The organism is uncultured Chitinophaga sp. (genome assembly GCF_937874145.1).
Classification (GTDB): Bacteria; Bacteroidota; Bacteroidia; order Chitinophagales; family Chitinophagaceae; genus Chitinophaga.
Genome location: NZ_CALNBI010000483.1, coordinates 1 through 6,847, shown reverse-complemented (window position 1 = coordinate 6,847; position 6,847 = coordinate 1). Strand labels below are relative to the sequence as shown.

Below are 6,847 nucleotides of genomic sequence, written 5' to 3'. Positions count from 1 at the left end.
GGCGCGGCCGGGGATGTAGGTGAAAGGAATATCGAAGTGCGTCCAGTTGCCGCGGGCGGAGCCGTCGGGCAGTTTGGCCGTGGCGATGATGCGGTCGGACGTGTTGATGTTCGTCGCATCCAGCCGGGTGCGGCCGGAATAGAGCACGGCATAAATCGCGCAGGAATCGGTGACGCCGGGCACAGCGTTGCCGGCCTTATCCTGGTAGGTAGCGCCGGGCGCATATTTGTAGTACCCGGTGAAGCGCGTGGCCTTGCCGGTATATGGCTGCCCGAACTGCGTGGCTTTCAGGGGCTCGAGGAAGGCGTTGCTCACATCGAAATTCCCCAGGAACAGCGATCCCGCAAACAGTTTGATGCCCACCAGGCCGGAGAGCACCGTGCCTTTCAGCGTGAGCAGTTCCGCCGCGTAACTGCCCGCTTCCGATTCTTCGGTGGACCGCAATGGATACGCATCCGGGCGTTTTTGCACGCCGCCCAGGGCCACACCCGGGTTGCCCGACGACCATACCTGCTTGCCGTCGTCCTCCACCGGGTATTGGTATTTATCCGTTGGATGGATCTGCCAGTGCTCGAACCCCCATGTCCATTCGCCGATCGACACCACTTCCACCGTGTGCTGCTTGCGGTTCTCGCCGCTGGCGGAAGTCACCGTATAGACGACCTCGTTATGGAAGAAGATGGAATCCCCCGAGGCGGGCGAAACGTTGCCGCCGGCCGAAGTGGTGATCACCGGCGCAACGCCGCTTTCGTAGGCTTCAGGCTCCAGGTAGAGGAGGATTTTGCGGTTCGACTGGTCGATGAAAATGTCGCCGGTGAGCAGGGAATCCGGGAGGGAGAAGGTTTCAATGTCCGCCTCCGGGTTGGGCGGCTCGTCTTTGATGCAGGCCTGGAGCAGCGCAAACACGGTGATAATCGCGCATGCCCGCAGGAAATGTGCGGTGTTGATGTGGGTCATAATGTTATTAACAGTGAAGTTGCGGTGGAAGTTTAAAAACGGAAAACCCGCCAGGTAAGTGACGGGCTGAATCCGGTTTGGTTGCAGAAGCAAGGATTCCGTTGCGGACAAACACAACGTTCAGTATAGAATTTCTACCACCCTGCCTACCTGTCCGTCTTCCAGCCTGACCTTGATCCCCCTGGAATGGTACGCAGCGGAAGTGAGAAGGTCTTGAACGATACCGTAAGTCACTTTTCCGCTGCGCTGGTCTTTCTTCAGGACTATGCCGACTTCGAGGCCGGGTGTGATGTTTTTTCTGTATTGTGCGTCTTCCCTCATGCTGTTCGCGGATTTTTTTGTGTCGCGCGAAGGTACGAAATCAGCCCCAGTTGCCGCTGTAGCCGAAAAGGTAACTGAACATGTGCGGATTGGTTTCTCCTGCGCGGGCGCCAATTTCGCGCGGGCTTATTTTTTTGGTAAGGAAAAAACGGACGTTTCCGGGTGCCTCCAGGGAGCCGGGGTTGGTTCTCCCCTCTTCCACCTGTAACACGAAATGTGAATAATCGTCTGCGATCCCGGGCGCCGGTTCGATATAAGCCGGGCAGCCGGCGACGGTTCCCAGGGAGTACCTGTCTTCCACCGTTTCCGCGGCATTGCCGTGGACGCAGGTGGGCGTGAAGCCTTCTACACAACTTCCGCTGATCCTGAATTCCAACGGACCATGGCGGGAAACGAGTTGCCGGATTAATTGCATAGCTGGTTTGGCGGCTACGATTCTGGAGTCATTCATAATGGGCGGTTGTGGTTACAATACATCCGTGCTGATGTTTCTCATAGGGTGTGCTGCATTTATTCGAACATCATGATGCTAAATTCACTCAATTACGGGAAAAACCCCGCTACGTTCGTACTGTTTATTAGCACAATCGTACCCGACTTCATGCCACATTCGGGAAAAATCATTATTTTGAAATAGTTACATCTGTTATGGCCCGGAAACACCTGTTAGAGCATATCGAGCTGATGCCCACCAGAATGTTGAAGACTTTGGTGGAAAACCGCCGCGTTTTCAACCTGAACAACTGCGAGCTGAATGTTTTTGAATGTTTTGAGACGGCCTGGGCCGTGCCGATGCAGTTCAACGAGTTCATTATCACCAGCATGGTACGCGGCAAGAAGGTCATGCATCTTCCCAACCAGCCCAGCTTCGACTACCTTCCCGGCGAAACGGTCATCTACCCGGCCAACGAAAAGATGGCGATCGATTTTCCTGAAGCAAGTTTCGACAATCCCACCCAATGCATCGCGCTGGCGATCGACGCGCTGTATGTCCGCGGTACGATCGAATACCTGAACAGTTATTACCAATCGCCCGACGAGCGCCGTTCCTGGCGGTTGCAATTCAACCAGTACCATTTCGAAAACGACGATGAGATATCCGCGCTGATCAACAAACTGATCCGCATCTGCTGCAGTGCGGATAACAGTAAGGACATCTACGCCGATCTCAACCTGAAAGAACTGCTCATCCGCCTCATGCAAAGCCAGCACCTGACGCAGGTGATGACGGAATCGGCCGTGAGCAACAACCAGAGCCGCCAGCACTTCGTGCTTAACTATATCCGCGAGCACCTGACCGAGCGCATTTCGGTGGACACGCTCAGCAAAAAAGCTTACCTGAGCCGCAACCTTTTTTTCCGCTGGTTCCGCGAGCAGTTCGGCATCACGCCGCTGGAATACATCAACCGCGAGCGCATCACACTGGCCAAGCGCCTCCTCTCCCAGCCCGACCACAGCGTGGGCGCCGTGAGCGAGCTCTGCGGGTTTACGGACGTCAACTATTTCATCCGGATGTTCAAAAAAGTGGAGGGCATTACGCCTAAAACTTATCAAACCATCAGTTCCGACCATTCGCGCCTGCTCGCTTCCCAACAACCGTAAGTTCTCCCCGTGGCACATCGTTTGCCGTTGTTCCGGAAACTTCCGGATATGAAAACACTGGGTATTATTCTCATCATTGCGGGCATCGTCATGATGCTGGTCCGCGGCTTCTTCGTGCAAACCGACAAGGAAATCCTCGACGCAGGGCCTGTTGAAATCACCAAAAAGGAAAACCGCTGGATCGGCTGGCCTACGTATGTGGGCGCGGTGGTGACGGTGGCGGGGATCGTGATGGTGATGAGCGGCCGCAGGCGGGGCGCGTAGCATAAAAAACCGGGCCCCTGCGATCAGGGGCCCGGCGGATTGCTTCCATATTAATCATTACACATTCTGCATGTTGAAAACGGCCAGGGTCCGGCACTTCCCGGGTGCGGCGCCGTATGTTTTCCCCGGCCTTGTTACTTTACCGTTTACGCAGGCGCATTTCTTTCCGGTCGATAACGATCTGGGCCACCACGCCCCATACCTGGAACGCATCGCTGTCGCGGATAACGATGGGGTCGTACAGGGAGTTTTCGGGGTAGAGCATCCAGCCGGTGGATGATTTTACGAGGGTTTTGACGGTGAATTCGCCGTTGAGGACGGCCACCACGATATCGTTGGGCATGGGCTTGAGGGAGCGGTCCACCACCAGGTAGCTCCTGTCGGGAACATGCGCGTCGGTCATGGAATTACCGTCGACGCGGACGATGAACACGGATGGTTTGTTCATTCCCAGCAGGTTCACGAGGTCGATTTCTTCTTCCATATAGTCCTGCGCGGGCGAGGGAAAGCCCGCTTTCAGAGGGGTCCAGACAAAGGGAACGCTGATCTCTCCTGTCTCCCGGACGGCGTAAAAGGAAAGGCCGTTCCGTTGGTTAACTGCATACATGACTACTAATATTTTTAGCAATGTTAGCTAAATAACTTAGTACTATTGATGGGTAGAAGCCCAACATTGGGAAACGTGGATAAAGTTATGTTAAAGAACAGCCTTATATCACACAAATGTGTTACCTTACTGCTACGCTAGTTTCATCCTGTGCGCCCTTCATTTGAAAAACCGAACATCATGCAATCACGTATTCTACTAATTTCCCCCAGCGGGCCAATGTGTTTCATCGACTACCTGACGGTCTCGGAAGGCATGGCTGTGTTGGAGGAGTTGAAGAAGGCGGTCAATATCAACCGGTTGACCGAGATGTTATATGAATTTAGGTTGTTAAGATTAATGAAAGACAAATTGGTCGGCATCGACCATTTGATACTGCCCCGCTTCGATCGCAAGAGCGTTAACATTTTCCTCGACAGCTGCTGCCCCGCTCCTACCTTTTTATAGCAGCAATCCCGCGAGCAAAAATCCCATTACGACAGATACGGTAACCGCCACGAGCCCCGGCCGCATGAAGCTGTGGTTCACCAGGTATTTGCCTACCCGGGTAGAACCCGTTTTGTCGAATTCCATGGCTGCCACCAGCGTTGGATATCCCGGCAGCACGAAATCACCGTTGGCCGCGGGGAACATCGCTACCAGGTGCTGCGCGCTGATGCCCAGCGATACGCCCAGCGGCATGAGGGCCCGCGTGGTAGCCGCCTGGCTGAAGAGCAGGCCGCATAATACGAACAATGCAAAGGAGAACGTCCAGGGGTAAGATTGCACCATGGCGCCGAGACTCCGCTCGATCAGTACCTCGTTGGCCAGCATGAAGGTCGCACTCATCCACACCACACCAAATACCGAAATACAAGCCTGCGCGCCGGAGGCAAACAGCGACGCCTTTGCCACGGAGGCGGAAGAAGTTTTGCAAAGCAGGATGATCAGCGCCAATACGGCCAGCATCACCATCTGGATCATGGCGGCCATGCGGATGGTACCGTCGGCACCTACCACCATGTTCGGGACAAAACCTTCCACGTCAGCGAAATTGGGCAGGATGCCGCGGAAAGAGCCGATGAGGATGATGAGCAACACACCCGCGCCGAACAGGGCCACGGATAATTTCGCGCCCGGCGGCAGCGGCGGGCGCTCCGCCTGTTGCCCCGCATCCAGCTGCGCGGCGAACGCAGGGTCTTTCATGCGCTCCAGGAACTCGGGGTCTTTATCCAGGTCTTTCCCCATCTTCAGCACCGATAAAATACCGGCCAGGATGCCCGTCATCGTAGCGGGAATACATACCATGAGCACATTGCCGAGGGAAATGCCGTGATCGCGGAGGATGCTTACCAAAGTGGCCGTGGCGGCCGAAACCGGGCTGGCCGTCAATGCCAGGTGCGAGGCGATCACCGAAATGCTCAGGGGGCGCTCGGGCCGGATGCGCTTGCGCGCGGAAATTTCGGCGATGATGGGAAGGATGGAATAATTGATATGTGAAGTGCCGGCGAACAGCGTGAAACTATACGTCGCCAGCGGCCCGAGGAAAGTGATCTGGCCCGGACGGCTCTGCAATAATTTTTCCGCCCGCCTGACGAGATAATCCATCCCGCCTGCGGCCTGCAGCGCCGCGGCGGCAGACACCACGGAAAGGATGATCAGCATCACTTCCACCGGCGGGTCGGCGGGTTGCATGTGGAAAATGAGCGTGTAGATGAGCATGCAGATCATCCCCATCACCCCCAGTCCCACGCCTTTGATCCTTGAACCGATGAGAATGCAGGCGAGTAAAATGGCAAATTCAATCCAGACCATGCGCGTTTTTTTCAAACAACACGCAGGGCCGCCCGATGGTTTGGCGCTGTGGAGAAGTTTCTATTCCGACCGCAGGCTTTTGACCGGGTTGGCCGTTGCCGCGCGGAAGCTCTGCACGCCTACGGTGAGGAAGGCCACGGCCAGCACGATGAGCAACGGGAGCACGAATGACAGCCAGCCCACGCCGGTCCGGAATGCGTAGCCCTGCAGCCAGCGGGCGGAGAACCACCATGCCAGCGGCGCGCCCATCGCAAAGGCCCATACGATCAGCGTTGCATATTCGCGGTAGAGCAAACCGAGGATCTGCGGCACGGAGGCGCCCAGCACCTTCCGCACGCCGATCTCTTTGGTTCGCTGCATCACCGTGAAGGATGCCAGCCCAAAGAGGCCCAGGCAGGCCACGAAAATGGCCAGGCCGGTAAACAATCCGAACACCTGTCCGAACCGCTGGTCAGCCTGGTATTGGTTGTCGAAATATTGGTCGAGGAAGAAAAAGTCGAAAGGGTTGTCGGGGAAAAGCGCCGTGTAGTGCTTCCGTACCGTAGCGATGGCCTGCTGCGCATCTGCCGCGGCGATCTTCATGGATATCGCGCCCTTCACCGCCGGATCATACCGGAAAATAAGCGGCTCCATCGATTCGCGGAGCCCTTGCTGGTGGTAATCTTTCACCACGCCCACGATCGTATAGAATTTCTCCCAGAAATTGATCTGCTTGCCGATCGCTTCCTTCGGATCAGAGAAGCCCAGTTTGCGCAGGCCGGTTTCGTTAAACATCACCGACATCGCCTCTCCCCCGAACCGCTCCGAGAAGTTGCGCCCCGCGGCCAACTTAAGGTCAAATGCCGGCACGAAATGATCATCGGTAGTGATAACGCGGTATTCCTTCCCCTGTTTAAAATCCTCACCCCGCAGCCGTATCCCCGCCGCGTTGAATTCCACCGGCTCGCCGGGGATGTACGACGAAGCCGAAAGATCCTGCAGCACGCTTTCGTTGCGGAGGTTTTGCCGCAGCGTCACCAGCTTCTGGCCATACAGTACGTCATCGACCGCCATGGGCGCTTTCACGACGAGCGTCTGTTCCATCGTGAAGCCCAGCTCCTGCCCGCGCATGAAGCGGATCTGCTTGAAAACGATGAGCGTACCCACCAGCAGGAACAGCGATGCGGCGAACTGGAAAACCACCAGCGCCTTGCGCAGGCCCGCACCCTGCCGCGAAGAAATCACCCGGCCTTTCAATACCACCACCGGCTTGAAGCGCGACAAAACAAACGCGGGGTACAGGCCGGACAGCAGTGAGCCCGT

Annotated in this window: 9 protein-coding genes; 3 read left to right on the top strand and 6 right to left on the bottom strand. The window is 56.3% G+C overall.

Annotation, left to right across the window (positions count from 1 at the left end; translation table 11 throughout):
- The 3 genes from Q0510_RS23050 to Q0510_RS23040 all read right to left on the bottom strand — a co-directional run.
- A partial coding sequence (locus Q0510_RS23050; protein ID WP_298717038.1) for a PCMD domain-containing protein occupies positions 1-957 on the bottom strand: 957 nt, incomplete at its 3' end.
- Between the two features lie 120 nt (positions 958-1,077).
- Positions 1,078-1,278 (bottom strand): YwbE family protein, encoded by a 201-nt coding sequence (locus Q0510_RS23045; RefSeq protein WP_298717035.1) that lies wholly within the window; start codon positions 1,276-1,278, stop codon positions 1,078-1,080.
- Positions 1,279-1,318: 40 nt separating this feature from the next.
- A complete protein-coding gene (locus Q0510_RS23040) occupies positions 1,319-1,729 on the bottom strand; it encodes a DUF779 domain-containing protein (RefSeq protein ID WP_298717032.1) in 411 nt (136 codons plus the stop codon).
- Between the two features lie 197 nt (positions 1,730-1,926).
- Between Q0510_RS23040 and Q0510_RS23035 the strand changes: the two genes are divergently transcribed.
- Together Q0510_RS23035 and Q0510_RS23030 are read left to right on the top strand one after the other, a co-directional pair.
- Positions 1,927-2,880 carry an AraC family transcriptional regulator gene (locus tag Q0510_RS23035; RefSeq protein WP_298717029.1) on the top strand — a complete coding sequence of 318 codons (954 nt, stop codon included), beginning with the start codon at positions 1,927-1,929 and terminating at the stop codon, positions 2,878-2,880.
- A gap of 48 nt (positions 2,881-2,928) precedes the next feature.
- Positions 2,929-3,144, top strand: a complete 216-nt coding sequence (locus tag Q0510_RS23030; RefSeq protein WP_298717027.1) for a hypothetical protein — start codon at positions 2,929-2,931, stop codon at positions 3,142-3,144.
- 139 nt (positions 3,145-3,283) lie between these two features.
- Here Q0510_RS23030 and umuD read toward each other — a convergent pair whose 3' ends face one another.
- Entirely contained in the window at positions 3,284-3,751 is a 468-nt protein-coding gene (gene umuD, locus Q0510_RS23025) for a translesion error-prone DNA polymerase V autoproteolytic subunit (protein WP_298717025.1), read from the bottom strand.
- 180 nt (positions 3,752-3,931) lie between these two features.
- Here umuD and Q0510_RS23020 point away from each other — a divergent pair, with 180 nt between their 5' ends.
- Positions 3,932-4,198 (top strand): hypothetical protein, encoded by a 267-nt coding sequence (locus Q0510_RS23020; RefSeq protein WP_298717022.1) that lies wholly within the window; start codon positions 3,932-3,934, stop codon positions 4,196-4,198.
- Here the strand turns inward: Q0510_RS23020 and Q0510_RS23015 are convergent.
- Together Q0510_RS23015 and Q0510_RS23010 are read right to left on the bottom strand one after the other, a co-directional pair.
- The gene (locus Q0510_RS23015) at positions 4,193-5,545 is read right to left on the bottom strand and encodes an anaerobic C4-dicarboxylate transporter family protein (RefSeq protein WP_298717019.1); all 1,353 of its coding nucleotides are present in this window, start codon (positions 5,543-5,545) and stop codon (positions 4,193-4,195) included. The two genes, Q0510_RS23020 and Q0510_RS23015, sit on opposite strands and share 6 nt — an antisense overlap.
- A gap of 60 nt (positions 5,546-5,605) precedes the next feature.
- A partial coding sequence (locus tag Q0510_RS23010) for an FtsX-like permease family protein (RefSeq protein WP_298717016.1) occupies positions 5,606-6,847 on the bottom strand: 1,242 nt, incomplete at its 5' end.

Coding starts and splice junctions, on each gene's coding strand:
- Q0510_RS23045 (WP_298717035.1), bottom strand. CDS start 1,278: ATGAGGGAAGACGCACAATACAGAAAAAACATCACACCCGGCCTCGAA.
- Q0510_RS23040 (WP_298717032.1), bottom strand. CDS start 1,729: ATGAATGACTCCAGAATCGTAGCCGCCAAACCAGCTATGCAATTAATC.
- Q0510_RS23035 (WP_298717029.1), top strand. CDS start 1,927: ATGGCCCGGAAACACCTGTTAGAGCATATCGAGCTGATGCCCACCAGA.
- Q0510_RS23030 (WP_298717027.1), top strand. CDS start 2,929: ATGAAAACACTGGGTATTATTCTCATCATTGCGGGCATCGTCATGATG.
- umuD (WP_298717025.1), bottom strand. CDS start 3,751: ATGTATGCAGTTAACCAACGGAACGGCCTTTCCTTTTACGCCGTCCGG.
- Q0510_RS23020 (WP_298717022.1), top strand. CDS start 3,932: ATGCAATCACGTATTCTACTAATTTCCCCCAGCGGGCCAATGTGTTTC.
- Q0510_RS23015 (WP_298717019.1), bottom strand. CDS start 5,545: ATGGTCTGGATTGAATTTGCCATTTTACTCGCCTGCATTCTCATCGGT.